Source organism: Agromyces allii (assembly GCF_009749385.1).
GTDB classification, from domain to species: Bacteria; Actinomycetota; Actinomycetes; order Actinomycetales; family Microbacteriaceae; genus Agromyces; species Agromyces allii.
In genome coordinates, this window is record NZ_WBIN01000003.1 from 275403 (window position 1) to 297015 (window position 21613).

Here is a 21613-nt window from a genome sequence, read left to right on the forward strand (position 1 = left end):
CACGGCATGTCGGCGGGGTGTGATCTGGTTGGCGCATGGGCTTCGATGAACGCTTCCTCGGTGTCGGCGCCGCGCTCCCGCGCGTGAACGGGGCGGATGCCGCGGCATCCGTCAGCCTCGACTACGTGCACTTCACGGTAGTGCTCGACTCGGTGCGGCGGCTCGCCCGCGTCACGGGCGTGAACATCGACGGGGCGTCGCTCGTCGACGTACCTCGCGGCGACGACTGGCGCTTCGACGAGCGCGTTCCCGAAGACTGGCAGACCGGGCCCGCGGTCTACGCGGCCAACGACCTCGATCGCGGCCACCTTGTACGGCGGCGCGATCCGGTCTGGGGCACGCCCGAGGTCGCGGCCAGAGCCAATAGCGACACGTTCCACTTCACGAACGCGGCCCCGCAGGCGGGCGGCTTCAACCAGTCCGAAGAGCTGTGGCTCGGCCTCGAAGACCACGTGCTCGGGCACGCCGAGGCGAACCGGCTGCGGCTCAGCGTGTTCACCGCGCCCGTGCTCGCGGTCGACGATCCGCCGTACCGGGGCATCCGCATCCCCCTGCGCTTCTGGAAGATCGCAGCCTGGAACCGGTCGGTCGACGGCAGCGAGGGCGGCGAGCTCGCCGCCACGGGCTTCGTGCTCGACCAGTCGCCGCTCGTCGACACGAGCGAGGTCGTCGCCCCGGCTCCCGGCGAGGTTCCCCCGCTCGGGCCGTTCCGTACGTTCCAGGTGCCGATCGCCGACATCGCGGCGATCACGGGGCTCGCGATGCCCGACCTCGTCGCGGCTGACGTGCTGCCGCAGACCGTCGCGGCGGCCGGGTGGCGACGGCTCGCCGCGGCATCCGACATCCTGCTCTGAGGAGCGTGGGCGTTTCTGACGGGCGTGCGCGTTCTCTAACGAACGTGTGCGCTCTGAGGCTCTGCGTTCTCGGACAAACGAGTGCGTTCTCGGACGAGCGTGCGCGTTCTCTGAGGCGCTTCGTTCTCTGAGGGCTCGTTCTCGGACGATCGCGTGTGAACGTGCCCAGCGCACGCCCGTCTCGACGTGTGCGGGCGTCCGCGACGCCCGGCGCCCGCATCCCGTGCACGGGCGTTTCGCGAATCCGAATGCCAGTTCCGCCTCAACGTTGAGGCGGAACTGGCATAACGATCAGGCGTGGATCGGCCGGGACCGTGCGAGCCTGGGCTGGCCGATGTGAGCGGATGGGCTCGGTGGGTGACCGTCAGCGAGCTGATGAGCACGGTGGGTGACTGATATGGGCGGACAGGCTCGGCGGGTGGCTGACCGATGTGAGCGGATGGGCCCGGTGGGTGGCCGACGTGAGTGACGAGCCCGTGGGTGGTCGTCGTGAGCGGATCAGTCCGGCGCGTGTGGAACGAGCGAGGGGCCGCCGGGCGCGGCCAGGGTGAGCGACGCCAGCTCGACCATGGGGTCGCGCTCGAGCACGGCTTCGAGGGCCCGGAGCTCGCGCGCGGCATCCGCTTCGGAGCGATCGCCGACGAGGTCGACTGCGGCGATCAGGAGCACCCGGCCGGGCCCGATGAACTCCATGTGCAGGAACGAGACGCGATCGACCGAGGGCAGCGCGAGCAGGTCGCCGATCATGCCCGAGCGCACTTCCGACGGAACGGCCTCGCCGATGAGGAACGCCCGGTTGCGCCCGATGAGCAGCACGGCCACGACGCCGAGCAGCACGCCGACGGCGATCGAGCCGATCGCGTCGAAGACCGGCGAGCCCGTGACCTGGTGCAGCAGGATCCCGGTGAACGCGATCGCGAGGCCGATGAGCGCCGCCGCGTCCTCGGCGAACACCGCGCGAAGCGTCGGGTCGGAGCTGCGCGACACGTGGCGCAGCGTGCCCACGCGTCGTCGCTGCGCATCCGTGCGCGCCTGCCGGTAGGCGCGCACGAACGAGATGCCCTCGAGCACGAACGAGATGCCGAGCACGACGTAGGCGACTACGTAGTCGCCCGCCGGTTCGGGGTCGAGCAGCTCGGTGATGCCGTGCTGGATCGACACGGCCGCGCCGACCGTGAACAGGCCGAAGGCCGCGAACATCGACCAGACGTAGGCGTCCTTGCCGTAGCCGAGCGGATGCCGGGCGTCGGCCGGCCGCCTCGACCGCCGTTCGGCGATGACGAGCAGCACCTCGTTGCCGGTGTCGGCCCAGGAGTGCGCGGCCTCGGCCACCATCGACGCCGACCCGGTCAGCGACGCGGCGACGGACTTCGCCAGGGCGATGAGCGCGTTCACGACGAGCGCGACGAGCACCGTGACGAGCGAGTCGCCGGTCTGCGGCCTCGCCGCGGCTGTGTCCCCCACGGGCAGAGTCTGGCACCGCGACGCCGCGCGATGGAGCGGAACCTCCGTCGGGCGGCGGATGCCTCGCGGACCCGGGTCGGGCAGGCTCGAAACCGTGGACCTCGACCTGCTCTCCGGCGCCGCCCTCACCGGCCCGGCGCTCCTCGGCGCGCTGGCCGTGCTCGCGCTCGTCGACTCGACGAGCTTCGGCACCCTGCTCATCCCGGTCTGGCTCATGCTCGTTCCCGGGCGCCTGCGCCACAGCCGCATCCTGCTCTACCTCGCGACCGTCGCGGGTTTCTACCTCCTGGTCGGGCTGGCGCTGCTCACCATCGCGAGCGTCGCGCTGCCGCAGCTCATGGAGCTCGCCTCGACGACGCCGTTCCTCTGGGCGCAGCTCGTGGTGGGCGCGGGGCTGCTCGTCGCCTCCTTCTTCGTGGGCGGCAAGCGCCGGCGCGAGGGCGGCGGGCCTGGGCGGTTCGCCAGGTGGCGCGAGCGGGCGGTGACGGATGCCGCGGGCGAGCGTTCGAGCGTGCTTCCGCTCATGGGGCTCGCCGTCGCCGCGGCGGGCGTCGAGGTGGCCTCGATGCTGCCGTACCTGATCGGCATCGGGATGCTCTCGTCGTCGGACCTCGACGCTCCGGCGCGCGTGCTCGTGCTCGTCGGATACTGCGTCGTGATGGTGCTGCCCGCGCTCGTGCTGCTCGCCGTGCGCACGGTCGCGAGCCGCGCGATCGAGTCGGGGCTCGCCCGCATGAGCGGCTGGCTCGAACGCAATGCCGCCGAGACGACCGCGTGGATCGTCGGCATCCTCGGGTTCCTGCTCGCACGCGCCGCAGCGGTCGAGCTCGGCCTGTTCGACGCGATCGGCTGAGGCGCCGGGGCTCGCCACCGGCATCGGCGACTCAGGAAGCGCCGGCTTTCGCACCGTTCGTTGTCGGCTCGCGTACGGCGGCGTAGCCTTGCCGCGTGCTGAGGCGGGTCGCAGAGGGCGTTTGGGTTCACGAGAGTGAGTTCCTCCAGAGCAACACGGTGGTCGTGCAGGGTCGCGAGGGCGTGCTGCTCATCGACCCGGGCATCACGGTCGACGAGCTGGCGGATGTCGCGAAGGACCTTCGCGAGTCGGGGCAGCCCGTCGTGGCGGCCTTCGCGACGCATCCCCACTGGGATCACGTGCTGTGGCACCCCGACTTCGGCGACGCGCCCCGCTACGGCACCGCTCGCGCTGCGGCATCCCTCCGGGACCTGCTGTCGAAGGAGGACTGGCAGGCGCTCGTCGCCCCTGGCCTGCCGCCCGAGTACGCCGACGACATCCCGATGGATCTGCTCGGCCTCGTCACGGGCCTGCCCGTCGACGCCGAGCGGATTCCGTGGGACGGCCCCGACATCCGGATCCTCGAGCATCGGGCGCACGCCGACGGACACGCGGCCCTGCTGATCGAGGACCGCGGTGTGCTCGTCGCCGGCGACATGCTCTCCGACATCCTGATGCCGTTCCTCGATCTCGAGGCGGCGGATCCGGTCGACGACTACCTGGCCGCGCTGCGCCTGTTCGAGAGCGTGGGCGATGACGTGGCCGTCGTCATCCCGGGTCACGGCGGGGTCGGCGACGGCGAGCAGTTCCGGGCGCGACTCGCACTGGACCGGGCGTATGCGGAGGCGTTGCGAGAGCGCCGTGCGCCCGAAGACCCGCGCCTCGACCCGACCGGCCCGTTGTACTGGTTGGTCGACGTGCACGAATGGCAGCTCGAGCGGCTCGGGCAGAAGAACGACCCCGCCGACTGACGAGCGCGAGCGCAACGCTCACCGCCGCCGGCTCCACGCTCCAGCAGCTCGACCTGGAGGCCGCGATCGACGAGACGTGAACGACCCGACCCGATCGGACCGCGAAAGTCGGGTGCAGGCCGAGCCCGACGAGCAGGCTTGAGGCGAAAGAAGGGGGAACCGTGATCGCGGATCTCAATCACCTCGTCGAGTACGTCGAGCGGCACCTCGCCGAGGAACTCGACATCGACGGCCTCGCACGCGATGCCGGCACGACGGAGTACCACCTCCGGCGCATGTTCTCGTCGTTGGCCGGCATGCCGCTGTCGGAGTACGTGCGGCGGCGCCGCATGTCGGTCGCCGCGGCCGACGTGCTCGGCGACGGCGACCTGCTCGGCATCGCCGTGCGGTTCGGCTACGGATCGACCGAGGCGTTCAACCGCGCGTTCCGGGCGGTCCACGGCGTGGGGCCGGCCGAGGTTCGTCGAGACGGCGGCCCCCTTCGCACGCAACCGCAGCTCAGGTTCCGCCTGACCGTCGAAGGGAACACCCCCATGGACACCCGCATCGCCGATCGCCCGGCCTTCCGACTCGTCGGTCACTCGGCCAGAGTGCCGCTGATCCACGAGGGCGCCAATCCGCACATCCAGGCGTTCATCGCCTCCCTGCCCATGACGGAGCACGCACGCCTGAAGGAACTGGGCGACACCGTGCCCGCCGGCCTTCTGCAGGTCAGCGCCGATGTCGACCCCGACTACCGAGAGGGCACCGAACTGACCTACCTGCATGGCGTCGCCGTCGATGAGGCGACGGTGGTGCCCGAGGACCTCGCCGCGATCGGCGTGCCGGCCGGCACCTGGGCGGTGTTCCGCACCGAAGGCCCCTACCCGGCGAGCCTGCAGGCGACATGGGCGGCGACCGCGACGGACTGGTTCCCGTCCAACCCGTGGCGTCTGAGGCCGGGCCCCTCGATCGTCGCAGTGCTCGATCGCGCCGACGACTTCAGCACGGCGACCTGCGAGTTGTGGTTGCCCGTGGAACGCGCCTAGACGAGCGACGCAGGCGCCGCGGCATCCGCCCGTCTCGATTGCACGTATCTTCGTACGGTGCCCCACGAGAACCACCCCACCGAGATGACGGAAGCCACGCTCAAGCGCCGCCGGTTCACCGGAGCGGCGACGCAGCTCGGCACCGAGGTCTCGATCAACTTCGGCTCGTCGCTCGCGGGCCTCGTCATTCCGGTGGTCGGATCGTTCGTGGTCGTCGCGGTGCGGCAGTTCGTGATGCTCGTGGCCGTGCTGCCGTTCTACCGCCCGAAGCGCGCGGAACTCACGTGGTCGCGCCTGTGGCCGGCGATCGCGCTCGGCGTGGTGCTCGCCGTCATGAACGTCGCGTTCTACGAGGCCGTGCACCTGCTCGGACTCGGCATCGCGGCGACCATCGAGTTCCTCGGGCCGCTCGCCATCGCGCTCGCGACCTCGCGTCGCTGGCTCGACGGCGTCTGCGCGGCGGCGGCGGGCCTCGGCGTGGTGCTCCTCATCGGACCCGGATCCTCGGATGCCGCGGCCATCGACCCGTGGGGCGTGGCTCTCGCCCTGACGGCCGCCGCCACCTGGGCGCTGTACATCCTGCTCACGCGTCGCGTCGCCGTCGGACTGCCCGGGCTCGAGGGCCTCACGGTCGCGAGCATCGTGAGCCTCGCCCTGCTCGTGCCGTTCGCCGTCGCGACGTTCGATGCGAGCGCGTTCGACTGGACCGTCGTGCTCCTGCTGCTCGGCGTCGGCGTGCTCTCGTCGGCGCTGCCGTACAGCCTCGACACGTTCATCCTGCGGCGCATCACGCCGCGCCTCTACGCGATCATCACGAGCTTCGGGCCCGTGATCGCGGCGATCTTCGGCTGGCTCGTGCTCGCCGAGACGTTCTCGCTCGTCGAGGTGATCGCGATCGCGATCGTGTGCGGCGCCGCGGGCACGGCCATCGCGACCCAGCGCGACCGCCCGAAGTCCGACCTGGAGCAGACCGCCGAGGGCATCGTCTAGGCCGACTCAGCCGCGCACCGCGTGCCGGCGGCTGACCCAGCGGTCGTACGCCGCCCACGGGTCGTCGATGCCGAGTGCGAGCGCGGCGATGTGCTCGGCGAGGGCGTCGTGCGCGGCGAACCACTCGGTGCCGGCGAACCGATGCTCGGCGAACTGCGCGTGCCGGCGCTGCTCGAGCCGCCGCCCGCCGGGCTCGAACGCGAGCACCTCGTCGTGCGGGATGCTCGCGAGCCGCTGCCGCGGGTTCGCCGACGTGCCGATCTTGACCTGCTCGCGGTAGCGCACGTAGTAGACGACCTCGACCCGCACGGGCTGCAGCTCGCCGTCGGGCGCATCGCCCAGCCGCCACTCGCAGTCGGCGCAGAGCCAGCCCGACGGGTAGTGCACGCCCACCCGGCATCCGCAGGCCGGGCACGGGTGCGGCGCGAGATCGGCGACGCCGACCTCGGCGGCGACCAGGTCGTACGCCTCGAGCAGGTGCCGCGCGCAGAGGCGCATCGCCGCCGCCGCGGCGGGCGCCGCGCATGCCGCGCCCGACGCGTCGAGGAACCCGCACGTCGGGCTCGCGGCATCCGCTCGGTCCATGCAGTGCAGGCTACGTCGCCCCGCCCACATCGCCCGGACACCGCCGAGACACCCGCCCGCGATAGGCTCGGTCTTCGACTGGACGTGGTCGTGCAGCGCCTGATTCGGCGGTCGGTGCAGGCGTTCGAGAGCGAGGCGGGCGGCATGGCGTGGTGGGGCAGGCGCAAGCGTCGACGGTTCACGCCGTTCGACCGCAGCGCCCTGCCCGAGGCCGAGCCGCTCACCTTCGAAGAGACCTTCAACGAGGGCCTGCTGGTGGCCGAGGCGGCCGGGCGCATGGCGCTGAAGAACCGCATCATCGTGCGTGCCCTGCGCGGCGACGAGCCGTTCGACGCCGAGCGGGCGTCGGCCGAGGCGCGCGAGGTGCTGCGCGAGCTCATCCACGAGTTCGACCAGGTCGCCGAGTGGGCCGAGACCGAGCGCGAGTCGGCGGCCAGGCGCGAAGGCCGATCGGCGCACCAGCACGACTACCACCGCGCCGACTCGTGGAACCTGCGCCTGCGCGAACGCGTCAACGAGGCGGTCGCACAACGACTCGGCGAGCTGCGCAACGACAGTGAGTACCTTGCCGCGTTCGCCGAACGCGCCCGCCAGGAGGCGTGGGCCGAGCTCTCCGAGGCGATCGAGCAGCGCCTCGCGCGCGACTGGCCCGACATCGAGATCGACGAGGCCTACATCGCCGAGCGCGAAGACCGCATGGCGGGCGTCGCCTTCGACCTGCTGAAGGACCTCGACGAGGTGCGGCAGCGGCGCGAGGAGCGCGACGCGCTCGACGACGCGTTCGGCGGCTGGTAGCCGTCGCGGCCGCCGGGCCGCCCGACTGGTCGTCCGGTCCTGACGACGACTGGTCTTCATCATGTGGGCGGCCAGGAGTAGCCTCGCGCGCATGAGCATCGACGACGGCCTCGTGGTCGCGACCCTGACCATCTCGCTCGACGGCTTCGTCGCCGGGCCGAATCAGACGCTCGAGAACCCGCTCGGCGAGGGCGCCGAGCGCCTGCACGCCTGGATGTTCGACGACCCAGACTCCAGCCAGTCGATCATCGACACGATCCTGGGCGTGGCCGCGGTCATCCAGGGGCGCAACATGTTCGGGCCGATCCGGGGCGAGTGGCCGGATGACGCGTGGCGCGGCTGGTGGGGCGAGGATCCGCCCTACCACTCACCCGTGTTCGTGCTCACCCATCACCCGCGTGCATCGCTCGAGATGGAGGGCGGCACGACCTTCCACTTCGTGACCGGCGGCATCGAGGAGGCGTTCGAGCGTGCGCGTGCTGCCGCAGGTCCAGATGGGCACATCTCGATCGCGGGCGGCGCGAGCACGGTGCGGCAGGTGTTGAACGCAGGGCTGCTCGATCGCCTCGTGCTGAGCGTCGCGCCCATCACGCTCGGCGCAGGGGAGCGCCTGTTCGACGGCGTGACGGTCGGCGGGCCCGACGGCATCGTGTTGAAGCCGATCGACGTGCTTGCGACGCCGCTCGCCACGCACATCACGTACGAGGTGGTGCGCTGAGACCGGCGACACTCGTGTGTCACCCGTTCGGGGGGCTTGCAACGGGCGCTGCTCTGCGCTCCACTGTGCTGATCCCGAACGTCGCCGAAACGCGTCGATGCGCAACCCGGCCTGAGCCCTGCGAGCCCCATTGCACCCACGTTCCGCCCGCCCGCGACCCTTCTCGCGCGGCGTGGTCCTGGCGCTCGCCCTCGTTCTGCTGATCGGCAGCGCGGTCGCGACATCCCGCGATTCCGCATACGCCGCGGCTGAAACGGGCGATGGGACCGCCACCCTGTCAGGCGTGCTGACCACACCCGACGGGCCGATCGTCGGGCAGCTGGTCGTGCTGTCGCATGTTCGCGGCTACGACCGAGCATCCGCCATGACCGATGCCTCGGGAAGGTACTCGGTGACCGGACTGCTTCCCGGCACCTACGACCTCGATCTCGGATACATCGACCGCACTGGACTGGCCGGATGGGCTCCCGCCGGTTGGGACGGGGAGAGCGTGTCGCTCGGCCTCGGTGAGACGAGGTCCGGTGTCGACGTCGGGTACGAGAAGATGGGGTCGATCTCGGGTATCGTGCGCAATCCGGACGGCACTCCCGCGGCAGGACGCTGGGTGAGCGCAACGAGCGTCTCCCCTCTGCCGCTCAAGGACGGCCGGGGTAGCGGCAGCATCCGAACGGGGCCTGACGGCACGTTCGCGCTCGACGTACCTCCGGGCACCTGGAAGGTAGGTGTCGGGGAGTTGGCGGGCTCACCGTTCTTCGGCGGTTCGTGGGTCGAGGGCGGTCCAGTTGCACTCGACCACGCCGCAGCGACCGTGATCGCGGTCGACCCTGGTGAGGCCGTAGCGGGCATCGAGGCCACGCTGCAACTCGGGGCAACGGTCTCCGGCGTGCTGAAGGCCGCGGACGGCACGCGGTTCGAGGGCAGCGTGAACGTCTTCGTCGTCGACGTCGGAGGCGGATGGCAACGCCACGCCGCAGACGTGAACGGAGCCGGAGAGTACCGGGCCGACGGCCTCAAGCCCGGTCGGTACACGGTCGAGTTCGCATCGTATCCGTCGGATGAAGATCGCTGCACCGTACCGGAGTACGCCGGCGGCAGCCTCCAGTCGTCGAAGGCCGAGGTGTTCGACCTCGCTGCAGGCGAGTCGGCTCGGCGAGACGCGGAACTCCAGTACGGGACGGTGATCACCGGAACCGTGTCCACGCCGACCGGCCCGGCTCGGCAGACCAGAGTGAGCCTGCACCCGGCGTCGGGCGGCGGCTGGACGTGGGAGACCACGGACGACCAAGGCCGATACGAGATCTGTGCGACCTCGGCAGGCGACCACATCGTGGGCTTCCAACCGGACGGCGATGCGCTGCTCCCGCAATGGTGGCGGGACGCCGAAGGCGAAGACGCATCGACACCCCTCTCCGTCGTGCCCGGAACGGACGTGTCGGGCATCGACGCCCGACTGCGGGCCGGGGCGACCGTCGAGGGCGTCGCGAAGGGAGATGACGGGCGAGGACTCGCGTGGGTGACCGTCACGGCGAAGGGCAGAACTGCCGCGGGAACCGCGTGGACGAGTGTCGATCGCACCGACGCGGCCGGCGCCTTCTTGCTCGATGGCCTCCGCTCCGGGACGTACACGCTCAAATTCGAGCCGGACGGCGGCGTCGGGTACTCGACGACGTGGTTCGGGGGAGGCATCACCGAGGCTGGAGCCACGACCTTCGAGGTCGGACGGGAGAACCATCTGACCGGTCGCGACGTTCGCCTCGTGCGGGGTACGACACTCTCGGGCACGACGGTGGACAGCGTCACCGGGAGCCCGCTCGCCGGTGTCGTGGTCACGTGCAACGGCAGGTCGGCCAACTCCGATTCGCGCGGAGCCTTCACGATCACCGGACTCTCGCCGGGCGAGTGCGAGGTGGGCGCTACGCTCGACGGCTACTCCCTCCAGGCACGTCCGCGAGTTGCCATCGGCGCAGACGGCAACGTCGCCGTCGACCTCCCGCTCACCCCGTTCGCCTCGATCAGGGGCACGCTTCGCAGCGACGACGGCAAGGCACTGCAGTACGAGGCCTCACCGACGCTGTACCGGCTCGTGGGGGGGACCTATCGATACCAAGGCCAGGTGCGCGCCGATTCGTCCGCGCGATTCGCGTTCACGAGCCTCTACCCGGGCACGTACAAGGTCGCATTCCTCTCCAGCAACGGGTACGTCAACGAATGGTGGCCCGACGCGTCGAGCCTCGCTTCGGCGACGGCCATCGAGGTGGCTGCGGGCGAGCACCGAACGGGCATCGACGCGGTGTTGGCGGGAGGCCCGGTCGCGATCAAATCGGCGCCGAGGGTGACCGGAAGGTTCGCGGTCGGGTCGACGCTCACGGCGACCGTGGTGACGGAAACGCCGAACGCGCAGGTCGAGTATCGGTGGCTGGCCGACGGCATTCCCATCGAAGGCGCTGCCGGGAACACGCTCCTGCTGACCGCGGCCCAACTCGGCAAGTGGATCACGGTGGACGCCACGGTCAGCGCCGAGGGCAAGGTCAGCCGTACCCTGTCCTGGTCGGACAGCGAGGCGCGCGTGAAGCTCGGAACGATCGAGCTCGGGCAGCCGGATCTCACCGGCATCGGCCTGATCGGCGAGACGCTGACCGTGCAGGTCGCTCCGCCACCGCCGGGGGCGACGCTGGCGTACCGGTGGTACGCGCACGGCAGGCCCCTCGACGGCGCAACCGGTGCATCGCTGGTGCTGACGTCCGCCCATGTCGGAGCCGAGATCTGGGTCCTCGTCACCGGCTCGGGCGTCGGGTATGTCACGGCGAGCCGCTCGGCACCGGTGACCTACTACATCGACACCCGGCCGGTACAGCTCACGCCGCCGAACGTCGCCGGGACGGCGAAGGTGGGGCTGCCGGTGCAGGCGGGCGCGAGCACGAACACCCCCGGTGCGACCCTGTTGTACGCCTGGTCGGCCGACGGGCGGGTCATCGACGGGGCGACGGCCGAGACGTTCACTCCCGGGCTTCCGCAACTCGGCAAGAAGCTGTCGGTGCGGGTGACAGGAGTCGCGGCCGGGTACACCACGGTGTCGTCCACGTCGGCCATGACTGCCGCAGTGCTGCCGCCGAGCCTGTCGGCCCCGGAGGGCGGGCGCGTGCAGGGAGACCTGGTCGCGATCGCGGTCACCCGGTCGAAGGCGCGATTCGCACCCGGCCTGCCCGTCGTCTACATCGCGCTGGCCGCGCCTGCATCGGGTGGCGCTGACGCGCCCGTCGCGGTGTCGGGCGGGCCCGTGCTCCTGACCCCGCCCGACGGGTTGCCCGGGATGGTCTCCGCCGAGCTGGATCGTCTGCGGCCCGGGCGCATCGTGGTTCTGGGTGATGCGTCGGCGGTGGGCGCCTCCCTGATGTCCGAGCTGGCGGGTCATACGGCGGGCGGAGTCACGTTCGCCGACTGACCCCTACTCCCCGCTCGGGTGCGCTCCGGCCCGGTCGATGACCCACGCGTAGGCGAACGCGCGCTCGCGCCAGGCCGAGTAGCGGCCCGAGACGCCGCCGTGGCCGGCCGCCATCTCGATCTTCAGCAGCGGGTCGGCGCCCACCTCGCGCAGGCGAGCGACCCACTTCGCGGGCTCGACGTAGAGCACGCGCGTGTCGTTCAGCGAGGTGACCGCGAGGATCGGCGGGTAGTGCGTCTCGTGCACGTTCTCGAGGGGGGAGTACGACTTCATGTAGTGGTACACCTCCTCGTCGTCGAGCGGGTTGCCCCACTCGTCCCACTCGATGACGGTGAGCGGCAGCGACGGGTCGAGGATCGACGTCAGCGGGTCGACGAACGGCACCTCGGCGAGGATGCCCGAGAAGTACTTCGGGGCGATGTTCGCCACGGCGCCCATGAGGAGTCCGCCGGCGCTGCCGCCCTGCGCGACGAGCCGGTCGGGCGCGGTGATGTCGCGGTCGATGAGGTGCCGGGCCGCGGCCACGAAGTCGGTGAACGTGTTGCGCTTCTCGAGCTTCTTGCCGTGCTCGTACCAGAGTCGGCCCATCTCGCCGCCGCCGCGCACGTGGGCGATCGCGAACACCATGCCGCGGTCGAGCAGGGAGAGTCGGGGGATGCCGAATCCGGGGTCCATGGATGCCTCGTACGAGCCGTACCCGTAGAGCAGCGTGGGGGCGGGCTCGCCGAGGTCGACGAGGTCGTGGCGGTAGACGAGCGAGATCGGGATGCGCGTGCCGTCCTTCGCCGTGGCCCACTCGCGGCGCTGCGCGTAGCGGGTCGCGTCGTAGTCGCCGAGCACGGCCTGGCGCTTGCGCAGGCGGCGCTCGCCCGTGGCGACGACGAGGTCGAGCACGGTCGACGGCGTCACGAAGCTCGTGTAGCCGAGGCGCAGCATTGGCTGCTCCCATGCGGGGTTGCCGCGCAGGCCCACGGCGAAGAGCTCCTCGTCGAAGGCGAGTTCGTGGAGGGTGTCGTCGGGCGTCGCGTCGGCGGGGATCCCGGCGGGCGGCAGCTTCGCGATGGCGACGCGTGACAGCCCGTCACGGCGGTACTCGAGCGCCACGAAGTCGCGGAACGCGTCGACGCCCTCGAGTCGCACGCCCTCGCTGTGCGGCAGCAGCATGCGGCGCGGCCCCTCGGGGTCGGTGGCCGCGACCGAGACGAGCTCGAAGTTCACGGCGCCGTCGTTGTGCACGATGAGCAGGCGGTCCTTGCCGCCCGCGACGACGTGCTCGACGTCGTACTCGACGCCCTCCTTGCGCGGCCACACGACCCGGAACTCGCCCGTCGGGTCGTCGGCGTCGAGCAGGCGCGTCTCGCTCGTGATGTTCGAGCCGGCCTCGATCACGAGGTACCGGCGGCTGCGGGTGACCCCGACGCCCAGCCAGTAGCGCTCGTCGGGCTCGTGGAAGACCTTCACATCTTCGGATGTCGCGGTGCCGACCTCGTGGCGCCAGATGGTGTCGGGCCGCCACGACTCGTCGACGGTCGCGTAGAAGACGTATCGGCCAGACGGATCGAAGATCGCGCCGCCCGCAGTGCCCTGGATGACGTCGTCGAAGGTGCGCCCGCTGTCGTCGAGCGCGCGCAGGCGCAGCGTGTACCGCTCGTCGCCCTCGAGGTCGGTGCCGTAGAGCAGCGTCGTGCCGTCGGGCGTGATGTCGAAGCTGCCGAGCGAGTAGAACTCCTCGCCGTCGGCCTCGACGTTGTCGTCGAGGAGCACCTGCTCGCCCGGCAGACCCGCAGGGGCCGCAGCCGGCCCGCCCGCGGCATCCGTCGCCCCCGGAGTCTCGGAAGCCGCAGCCTCGAGCACCGGCGGCTCCCAGTCGTCGGGCCCGGCGATCGGCGCCCGGCAGTGGATGCCGTACTGCTGCCCCTCGACGGTACGCGTGTAGTACCACCAGTCGCCCTCGCGCGTGGGGACCGAGAGGTCGGTCTCCTTGGTGCGCGCGCGGATCTCCTCGAACAGCTGCTCCTGCAGCAACGAGAGGTGCTCGGTGCGCGCGTTCGTGTACGCGTTCTCCTCGTGCAGGTGGGCGAGGACCTCGGGGTCCTCCTTGGCGCGGAGCCACTCGTAGTCGTCGACCACGGTGTCGCCGTGGTGCGTGCGTTCGGTCGGGCGCTTCGGGGTCTTCGGCGGAGTCAGCACGCGCTCCACGCTACGCGCTTCGGCTTCGAGGTGACCAGCGGATGCCGGTGGCGGGCCGGCTGGGCAGGAATCCGAACTTGCGTTCCCGTGAAGTAAGGCTAGCCTTAGCTCATCCCACCCCTGCGCTTCTCTTGGAGACCCCCGTGCTCGCGACCTATCTGATCGGCCTCCGCGAAGGCCTCGAGGCGGGCCTCGTCGTCGGCATCCTGGTCGCGTACCTCGCGAAGCTCGGCCGCCGCGACCTGCTCGGCCGCCTCTGGATCGGCATCGGGCTCGCGATCGCCGTGGCACTCGGCATCGGTGCGGCCCTGACCTGGGGTCCGTACGCGATGACGTTCCAGGCGCAGGAGATCCTCGGCGGCGTGCTCTCGATCGTCGCGGTCGCGATGGTCACGTGGATGACTTTCTGGATGGGCACGCACGGCGCGGCGCTCTCGAAGGAGCTCCGCAGCAGCGTGGATGCCGCGATCGACCGCTCGTGGTTCGCCCTCGTCGTGCTCGGGGCCGTCTCGGTCGGCCGCGAGGGCATCGAGACCGCGCTCTTCGTCTGGGCCAATGCGGCCGGAGGCAGCGATCCGCTCTTCGCCACGCTCGGCGCCGTGCTCGGCATCCTCACCGCGGTCGTCATCTCGTGGGGCATCTCGCGCGGGCTCGTGCGCTTCAACCTCGGCCGCTTCTTCACGTGGACCGGCCTGTTCCTGATCTTCGTCGCCGCGGGCGTGCTCGCCTACGGCATCGGCGACCTGCAGGAGGCCTCGGTCATCCCCGGCTGGGGCACCCCGGCGTACAGCCTCGTCGCCATCGTGCCGCCGGGCAGCTGGTACGGCACGGTGCTCGCCGGCATCTTCAACTTCTCGCCCGAGCCGACGTGGGCGCAGGTCTTCGCCTGGGTCGGGTACGTCGTGATCACCGTTCCGCTGTACCTGCTGATGCTGCGTCGTCGCAGCCGGGCCCGTGCCGCCGCGGCAGCGGCCAAGGCCGCTGCCGCATCCGTCGCAGCATCCGCCGGTCGAGTAGTGACGCAGGAGCGTATCGAGACCCCATGACGGGCACCCGATTCCACCGAGCAGGGTCTCGATACGGCGCTGGCGCGCCTACTCGACCGACGAACAACCCCACCCAGATCAGGAGCATCAATGAACCGACGTGTCCTCGCGGCATCCGCCACCGCGACCGTGTTCGCGCTCGCCCTCTCGGGCTGCGTCGCGAAAGCCGACCTCGCCGAGGCGATCCCGGTCGCCATCACCGATGACGGATGCGCCGTGTCGGTCGACACCGCGAACGCCGGGGCCGTGACCTTCTCGCTCGAGAACACCGGCACCGACGTGAACGAGTTCGAGATCCTCGCCGACGACCAGCTGCGAATCGTGGGCGAGAAGGAGAACGTCACGCCCGGCCAGAAGGTCGACTTCGTCGCACAGCTCGAGCCCGGCGACTACTACACGGCCTGCAAGTTCCAGCAGGTGGGTGCGCCCATCGGGCTCGCCTCGTTCACGGTCACGGGCGAGGCGTCGAAGGTCTCCGCCGACGAGCAGGAGCTCAGCGACCAGGCCGTGACCGAGTACCTCGCCTACGTGCGCTCGCAGACCTCCGAGCTGCTGCCCCTCGTGCAGGAGCTCGCCGACGCCTACGCGGCCGGCGACGACGAGACCGCGCGCCGGCTGTTCGCCACGACCCGCGTGCCGTACGAGCGCATCGAGCCCACGGCAGAGGCGTTCGGCGACCTCGACCCGAAGATCGACTTCCGCGAGGTCGACGCCGTGGCCGACGGCATCGACTGGACCGGCTTCCACCGCATCGAGAAGGACCTGTGGCCGCCGGCTCAGGGCGACCTGAACTCCGACGGCCAGGACGCGTTCCTCGACTGGGCGCCGTCGACCCCCGAAGAGCGTCAGGCGTACGCCGACGGCCTCGTCGAGAACGTCACCCAGCTGCACGAGCTCGTGACGGCCGACGACTTCTCGGTCAGCCTCGCCGACATCTCGAACGGCGCCATCGCGCTGCTCGACGAGGTCGCCGCCGGCAAGATCACGGGCGAGGAGGACTGGTGGTCCGGCACCGACCTCTACGACTTCCAGGCCAACGTGCAGGGCGCCTACGTCGCGTTCGGCGCGGTGCGCGCGCTCGCCGAGTCCAAGGGCGACGAGGGCACGAAGCTCGCGGCCGAGATCGACGCGCAGTTCACGTCGCTCAACGAGGCGCTCGCCGCATACGGCTCGCTCGAGGAGGGCTTCGTGAACTACGCCGAGCTGACCGACGCCGACAAGAAGGCGTTGAGCGACCAGGTCAACGCCCTCGCCGAGCCGCTCTCCCAGTTGACGAGCACTATCCTCGGAGTCTGATGACCCGACCCGCAGCACCCGAACAGCCCGAGCAGGCCGCCGCAGACTCCGAATCCGGGGTCAGCCGCCGTCACCTGCTCGGGTTGTTCGGCGCGGGCGCCGCGGGTGCGGCCGTCGGTGTCGCCGCAGGTGCGGCGGGCGTCGGCGTGGCCATGTCGACCGGTGCGGCGAACGCGTCCGGCAGCGGTGCGGCATCCGCGTACCCCTTCTACGGCGAGCATCAGGCGGGCATCGTGACGCCGGCCCAAGACCGGCTGCACTTCGCCGCCTTCGACGTGTCGACCACGATCGACCGCGACGGGCTCATCGGGCTGCTGCGGGACTGGACGGATGCCGCGGCGCGCCTCACGCAGGGCCTCGAGGTGTCCGAGGGCGGTGCCGTCGGCGGCTCCGACTACGCACCGCCCGCCGACACGGGCGAGGCGCTCGGCCTGCCCGCCTCGGGGTTGACCATCACCTTCGGATTCGGCCCCGGCCTCTTCGCCGATGCCGACGGCGTCGACCGGTTCGGCCTCGCCGCTCGCCGACCCGCGTCGCTCGAACCACTGCCCCGCTTCCAGGGCGATGCACTGCAGCCCGAGCGCAGCGGCGGCGACCTCTGCATCCAGGCGTGCGCCGACGACCCGCAGGTCGCCGTGCACGCGATCCGCAACCTCAGCCGCATCGCGTTCGGCCGTGCGAGCCTGCGCTGGTCCCAGCTCGGGTTCGGCCGCACGTCGTCGACGTCCACGACGCAGCAGACCCCGCGCAACCTCTTCGGCTTCAAGGACGGCACGGCCAACATCAAGGCGGAAGAGACGGCGGATGTCTCGGAGCAGGTGTGGGTCGCGGCATCCGACGAGCCGGCGTGGCTGGCCGGCGGGTCGTACCTCGTGGCCCGACGCATCCGCATGATCATCGAGAACTGGGACCGCGTGCAGCTCGGCGAGCAGGAGATGCTCGTCGGCCGCTCGAAGGGATCCGGCGCGCCGATGTCGGGCGGCACCGAGTTCACCGAGCCCGACTTCGAGGCCGAGGGCCCGACCGGCGCCACGCTCATCGACACGAACTCGCACGTGAAGCTCGCGCACCCCACCGTCAACGGCGGCATGCGCATGCTGCGCCGCGGCTACAACTTCGTCGACGGCAACGACGAGCTCGGGCGCCTCGACGCCGGGCTGTTCTTCCTCTCGTTCCAGCGGTCGCCCGAGCAGTTCATCACCGTGCAGCGCAGCCTCGCGGCCGACGGGCTCAACGAGTACCTCAAGCACGTCGGGTCGGCGATCTTCGCGGTTCCCGGCGGCATCCGCTCGGGGGAGTACGTGGGGCAGGCGCTCTTCGCCTGAGGGGCCTGACGGGCCTCGCGGCCTTGACGTTCTGGGGCGTGCGTTTCGTCGAGTGACCGGGGCTCAGCCGTTGCCCTCGACGACCTTCCACTGGTCCTCGCCCTGCCACTGCAGGGTTCCCGTGACATGCTCGCCGTCGCGCACGGCGTTGAACTCGATGTCGCCCGGCTGCCCGCCGACGATGCCGGTGCCGCCGCCGAACGTCGGCTCCGAGTAGCCGAGGCTCACGAGCGCGGCGCTCCGCTGCGCCTGGTCCCAGGTGCCCGAGAGGAACGCGAGCAGGAGCACGGTCGAGAGGCCGCCGGCCACGAGTACGACGGTGCCGATGTCGCGCATCCAGCGCCGCCCGCGCAGCTGCCCGAAGAAGGTGAGCACGGCTCCGCCGATCACGACGAGCACGGGGAAGACGAGGGGCCACGGGCTCCATGGCTCGAGGGCGACCGTCGCGACATCCATCAGGCGAGGGTATCGGGTGCGGGCCCCGAGAATCCCGGGTGCTCGGCCGGACTACTCGATCACGACCACCAGCCACCGGTCGTCGCCCTGATGGCGGAGCACGCCCGAGACCGACTCGCCGCCGCGCTCGCCCTGGAAGGCGATGGGCGGAACCGTCCCGCCCGTGATGTCCATCGAGGCGGTGAACGTCGCCCACTCGAATCCGAGCTCGGCGAACGCCTTCTCACGCTGCCCGGAGTCCCAGATTCCCGACATCGACCACGCCATCATGCCCGCGGCCAGCAGGGCGATGACGACCCCGACGTAGCCGCTCTCGCGAAGCGGCTTCGACCGACGACGTGTTCCGATGACGGACGCCGCGATCGCCGCAGCCAGCAGCAGCGCCGGAAAGGCGAGAGGCCACGGATTCCAGGGCGCGAGCTCGATGACGACGTCGTCCACGAGGTCAGGTTAGTCCCGGCGGCCGGGCACCTCGAACGTGCTCGTTCGCACGCGCTCCGGGTGCCCGCTCCGACCGCCTCAGGGCGTGCTGTCGGAAATAGGTCGATCGCCCGATGGGCGGGTGCCGCCTCAGCGACGAGATTCAGTGCAACGAGGAACACCGGAGGAACCATGGACCACGCAGCAGGATTCACCGTCCTGAACCAGTACGGGGCCGACGCCGCGCAGGCCGAGGCGCGCTTCGCCCGGCAGCGGCTCGTGTCCGAGCAGCGTGCGCAGCAGGACGCCGAGCAGGCCACGACGCTCATCGTCGCGGCGCAGCGCAAGGCGAGCCGTCGCGGCCGGTGGCCGCGGTTTCCGCGCTCGCCGCGGATCGCGATCTGACGCCGTGCCGACGCGGGAGCGCGGCGCGGCACCGCGGGAGGAGATGAGTGCGAGCGGAGGAGGGGAACGCAGGGGCGGTCCTCCGCTCGCACTCATCTCCTCCCGCACGTTCGTGTGCGGAGCCGCCGCCTCAGGCGGCCGCGAGCACCGCTGCCCTGATCTGCGCGAGCGCGTCGGCGAGCTCGCGATCGCCGACGCCCGCGTAGCCGAGCACGATCCCGGGTCGGCCCGCACCCGCAGCGGCCGAGTAGTCGGCGAGGCGCGCGACCGCGATGCCGGCGGCATCCAGCCGCCCGATGACCGCGTCGACCACCTCGTGTCGGGGCAGTCGCAGCACCGCGTGCAGGCCGCCGTCGAGCCCGACGAGTTCCGTGGCGGGCAGATCGCCGAGCGCCGCGAGCAGGAGTTGCCGCCGGTGCGCGTAGTCGCGGCGGGTCGCCGCGATGTGGCGCCGCAGCGCGCCCGAGGTGAGGAGGTTCGCGACGGCGAGCTGCACGATGCCCGGCACGGGCGACGGGCTCTCGGTGCGCACGCGCTCGACGGCCGCCCGCAGGCCCTCGTCGCGCGGCAGCACGGCGTAGCCGAGCCGCAGCCACGGCGTGAGGATCTTCGAGAAGCTGCCGATGAGCACGACCCGGCGGTTCTCACGCATGCCGGTTTCATCGTCGGAGCGCGCGCCGGCGGCATCCGTCGCCGTGCGGCCTTGCGCGATCTGCGCATCGTGCCCGCTCGCCTCGCCGGCGGAACCGTCGAGCGACGCGAGCGTCGGCATCGGCGGCCCGACGTGGCGGAACTCGCTGTCGTAGTCGTCTTCGAGCACGAAGGCGCCCGTGCGGCGGGCGTGCTCGAGCAGTTCGAGTCGGGCCGCGACCGGCAGCCGGCCGCCCAGCGGGTACTGGTGGCTCGGGGTCACCAGGATCGCGTCGGGGGTGCGCGGCAGGCGCCGCAGCAGGTCGACGCGCAGGCCGTCGTCGCCGACCTCGACGGGCACGAGATCGGCCCCCGCCCGCTCGAGCATGCGGCGGGCGTTCGGGTACCCCGGATCCTCGACGGCCACGAGCGGCCGGCCGCCGCGCAGGTCGCCGAGCGCCGTGCCGATGAGGCTCGTCGCCTCGCTCGTTCCGGCGGTCACGAGGATGTCGTCGGGCTCGCAGGCGAACCCCCTCGCGTGCCGCACATGGTCGGCGACGGCCGCGCGCAGCAGGGGCTCGCCGAGTCTCGGCGGGTCGTCGACCGGCACGGCGACGGCCGCCGCCCGGCGCCAGGCCGCGCGCCACGCCCGCTCGTCGATGCGGGTCGTCGACGGCCGGCCGGGCAGCAGGTCGATGCGCGGGGGCATCGGGGCGGTCGCCGCCCGAGCGGGTTCGGGCGTACGTCGAGCGGTCTGCGCGACGTCCGCGACGTCCGCGACGGGGGGCTTCGCCGAGGTGCCGGATGCCGCGTGCGGGCGCCTGCGCGCGGCATCCGCGGTGCCGTGATCGATGTCGACGGCCTGGCGCTCACCGCTGCCCGCACCGCTGCCGCGCGGCCTGACGCTCCCGCCGGATCGCTCGCCGAGCGGCGCGACGAGCGTCGGGGCGCCCTGGCGCAGCTCGAGGTAGCCCTCGCCGGCGAGCTGCTCGTAGGCGCTCACGACCGAGCTGCGGGCCGTGCCGAGTTCGGCGGCGAGCAGGCGGGTGGAGGCGACGCGGTCGCCGGGGTGCAGCGCGCCCGTGAGGATCGCGTGTCGCATGGCGTCGACGATCTGGGCGACGACGGGGCGTTTGTCGAGGCGGTCGATGGCGAGCAGCGGCCCGTCCATGGGGACTCCGATCTGCAACTGGTCTGTCCAGTGTTGCACGAACTGGACTGTTCGCAAGTCCAGTCCGATCGGAGACTGGTGCACATGATGAGTTCCGACGCCCTGACCGACCTGGCACCCGACGCTGCACGGACGGCGCCTGCCGCGGGGGAGACCGGGCGCGCCGCGCACGTCGTGCAGAGCGCGCCGGCCGCGCAGGCCTCTGCCGCGACGACCCCCGTCCGCCGCATCCGCCGCCTGTCGGAGCGCCAGGTCGTCGATCGTGCCGCGCTCGACGCGCTGCTCGACGAGGAGCTCGTCGGCCACCTCACGGCCGTCGCCGACGGCGTGCCGATCGTCGTGCCGATGGGCTTCGCCCGCGTCGGCGATCACGTGCTCGTGCACGGCTCGACGGGCGGAGGCTTCGCGCTGCGGGCCGCGGCCGAGAAGTCGACGGTCGCGTTCGCGGTGACCGCGCTCGACGGACTCGTCTACGCGCGCTCGCTCTTCGACAGCTCGATGAACTACCGCAGCGCGGTCGTCTACGGCGTGCTCGAGACGGTCGACGACGATGAGACGGATGCCGCGCTCCTCGCGCTCTCCGAGCGGCTCATGCCGGGCCGGCCCGCCGAGGTTCGCGAGACGATCCGCAAGGAGGTCGCGGCGACGCGGGTGCTGCGCCTGCGGCTCGACGACGTGGTCATGAAGGTGCGTGCGGCCGGCGTCTCCGAGACGCCCGACGACGGCGAGGACCACACGGTGTGGGCGGGCGTCGTGCCGCTCACGCGCACCTGGGGAATGCCGGAACGCTCGGCGCTGACCCCGGTGCAGACCCCGACCCCGGAATCGGTGGTCGCTCTGACGACGCGATCCGCCCCGGATCGCAGACTGCCATAAGGCTCAGCGGAATCTTCGCGGGCCGAGATTCGGAAGGAGGTGCGCCATGTTCATGTTCGTCATCACGCTCGCGGTCCTCGCGATCGCAGCCATCGCGTCGAGCTTCGTCGATGTCGCCCGTGACGGCTACCGCCGTACCCCGACCCTCCAGCACTGAA

The 21613-nt window shown here is 71.4% G+C and carries 19 protein-coding genes; 13 read left to right on the plus strand and 6 right to left on the minus strand.

What is annotated here, in order from left to right:
• The first annotated feature begins 35 nt into the window (after positions 1 to 35).
• Positions 36 to 854 (plus strand): DNA/RNA non-specific endonuclease, encoded by an 819-nt coding sequence (locus GQR16_RS05955; RefSeq protein WP_157414215.1) that lies wholly within the window; start codon positions 36 to 38, stop codon positions 852 to 854.
• A 498-nt stretch (positions 855 to 1352) separates the two neighbouring features.
• Here the strand turns inward: GQR16_RS05955 and GQR16_RS05960 are convergent, their stop codons facing one another.
• Positions 1353 to 2318 carry a cation diffusion facilitator family transporter gene (locus GQR16_RS05960; protein WP_246200567.1) on the minus strand — a complete coding sequence of 322 codons (966 nt, stop codon included), beginning with the start codon at positions 2316 to 2318 and terminating at the stop codon, positions 1353 to 1355.
• Positions 2319 to 2412: 94 nt separating this feature from the next.
• Here GQR16_RS05960 and GQR16_RS05965 point away from each other — a divergent pair, with 94 nt between their 5' ends.
• The 4 genes from GQR16_RS05965 to GQR16_RS05980 all read left to right on the plus strand — a co-directional run bounded on the left by GQR16_RS05965 (position 2413) and on the right by GQR16_RS05980 (position 6100).
• A complete protein-coding gene (locus GQR16_RS05965; protein ID WP_211373459.1) occupies positions 2413 to 3171 on the plus strand; it encodes a GAP family protein in 759 nt (252 codons plus the stop codon).
• Positions 3172 to 3266: 95 nt separating this feature from the next.
• The gene (locus GQR16_RS05970) at positions 3267 to 4082 is read left to right on the plus strand and encodes an MBL fold metallo-hydrolase (protein ID WP_157414217.1); all 816 of its coding nucleotides are present in this window, start codon (positions 3267 to 3269) and stop codon (positions 4080 to 4082) included.
• Positions 4083 to 4243: 161 nt separating this feature from the next.
• A complete protein-coding gene (locus tag GQR16_RS05975; RefSeq protein WP_157414218.1) occupies positions 4244 to 5110 on the plus strand; it encodes an AraC family transcriptional regulator in 867 nt (288 codons plus the stop codon).
• A gap of 57 nt (positions 5111 to 5167) precedes the next feature.
• The gene (locus GQR16_RS05980) at positions 5168 to 6100 is read left to right on the plus strand and encodes an EamA family transporter (protein ID WP_246200569.1); all 933 of its coding nucleotides are present in this window, start codon (positions 5168 to 5170) and stop codon (positions 6098 to 6100) included.
• A gap of 6 nt (positions 6101 to 6106) precedes the next feature.
• Here GQR16_RS05980 and GQR16_RS05985 read toward each other — a convergent pair whose 3' ends face one another.
• Positions 6107 to 6685 carry a GIY-YIG nuclease family protein gene (locus tag GQR16_RS05985; protein ID WP_157414219.1) on the minus strand — a complete coding sequence of 193 codons (579 nt, stop codon included), beginning with the start codon at positions 6683 to 6685 and terminating at the stop codon, positions 6107 to 6109.
• A 90-nt stretch (positions 6686 to 6775) separates the two neighbouring features.
• Here GQR16_RS05985 and GQR16_RS05990 point away from each other — a divergent pair, with 90 nt between their 5' ends.
• The 3 genes from GQR16_RS05990 (at position 6776) to GQR16_RS06000 (ending at position 11640) form a co-directional block, all read left to right on the plus strand.
• Positions 6776 to 7480: a hypothetical protein gene (locus GQR16_RS05990; RefSeq protein ID WP_157414220.1), complete on the plus strand. Its 705-nt coding sequence runs from the start codon at positions 6776 to 6778 to the stop codon at positions 7478 to 7480.
• A 91-nt stretch (positions 7481 to 7571) separates the two neighbouring features.
• Positions 7572 to 8198 carry a dihydrofolate reductase family protein gene (locus GQR16_RS05995; RefSeq protein WP_157414221.1) on the plus strand — a complete coding sequence of 209 codons (627 nt, stop codon included), beginning with the start codon at positions 7572 to 7574 and terminating at the stop codon, positions 8196 to 8198.
• A 283-nt stretch (positions 8199 to 8481) separates the two neighbouring features.
• Entirely contained in the window at positions 8482 to 11640 is a 3159-nt protein-coding gene (locus tag GQR16_RS06000) for a carboxypeptidase regulatory-like domain-containing protein (RefSeq protein WP_157414222.1), read from the plus strand.
• A 3-nt stretch (positions 11641 to 11643) separates the two neighbouring features.
• Here the strand turns inward: GQR16_RS06000 and GQR16_RS06005 are convergent, their stop codons facing one another.
• The gene (locus GQR16_RS06005) at positions 11644 to 13830 is read right to left on the minus strand and encodes a S9 family peptidase (protein ID WP_157414223.1); all 2187 of its coding nucleotides are present in this window, start codon (positions 13828 to 13830) and stop codon (positions 11644 to 11646) included.
• 143 nt (positions 13831 to 13973) lie between these two features.
• Here GQR16_RS06005 and efeU point away from each other — a divergent pair, with 143 nt between their 5' ends.
• From efeU to efeB, 3 genes are all read left to right on the plus strand, one after another.
• Entirely contained in the window at positions 13974 to 14876 is a 903-nt protein-coding gene (efeU, locus tag GQR16_RS06010) for an iron uptake transporter permease EfeU (protein ID WP_157414224.1), read from the plus strand.
• Between the two features lie 90 nt (positions 14877 to 14966).
• On the plus strand, positions 14967 to 16172 hold the full coding sequence (gene efeO, locus GQR16_RS06015; protein ID WP_157414225.1) for an iron uptake system protein EfeO: 1206 nt from the start codon (positions 14967 to 14969) through the stop codon (positions 16170 to 16172).
• Positions 16172 to 17497, plus strand: a complete 1326-nt coding sequence (efeB, locus tag GQR16_RS06020; protein ID WP_157414226.1) for an iron uptake transporter deferrochelatase/peroxidase subunit — start codon at positions 16172 to 16174, stop codon at positions 17495 to 17497. Before efeO ends, efeB begins: the two co-directional genes overlap by 1 nt.
• A 63-nt stretch (positions 17498 to 17560) precedes the next feature.
• Here the strand turns inward: efeB and GQR16_RS06025 are convergent, their stop codons facing one another.
• Together GQR16_RS06025 and GQR16_RS06030 are read right to left on the minus strand one after the other, a co-directional pair.
• Positions 17561 to 17953 (minus strand): hypothetical protein, encoded by a 393-nt coding sequence (locus GQR16_RS06025; RefSeq protein WP_157414227.1) that lies wholly within the window; start codon positions 17951 to 17953, stop codon positions 17561 to 17563.
• A 51-nt stretch (positions 17954 to 18004) separates the two neighbouring features.
• Positions 18005 to 18394, minus strand: coding sequence for a hypothetical protein (locus GQR16_RS06030; protein ID WP_157414228.1), 390 nt, complete (start codon positions 18392 to 18394; stop codon positions 18005 to 18007).
• 171 nt (positions 18395 to 18565) lie between these two features.
• On the opposite strand from GQR16_RS06030, the gene GQR16_RS06035 reads away from it, so the two are divergent.
• On the plus strand, positions 18566 to 18778 hold the full coding sequence (locus GQR16_RS06035; RefSeq protein ID WP_157414229.1) for a hypothetical protein: 213 nt from the start codon (positions 18566 to 18568) through the stop codon (positions 18776 to 18778).
• Between the two features lie 130 nt (positions 18779 to 18908).
• Here the strand turns inward: GQR16_RS06035 and GQR16_RS06040 are convergent, their stop codons facing one another.
• Positions 18909 to 20618 (minus strand): aminotransferase-like domain-containing protein, encoded by a 1710-nt coding sequence (locus tag GQR16_RS06040; protein ID WP_157414230.1) that lies wholly within the window; start codon positions 20616 to 20618, stop codon positions 18909 to 18911.
• A gap of 45 nt (positions 20619 to 20663) precedes the next feature.
• Here GQR16_RS06040 and GQR16_RS06045 point away from each other — a divergent pair, with 45 nt between their 5' ends.
• On the plus strand, positions 20664 to 21455 hold the full coding sequence (locus GQR16_RS06045; protein ID WP_211373450.1) for a pyridoxamine 5'-phosphate oxidase family protein: 792 nt from the start codon (positions 20664 to 20666) through the stop codon (positions 21453 to 21455).
• Positions 21456 to 21613 lie beyond the last annotated feature (158 nt).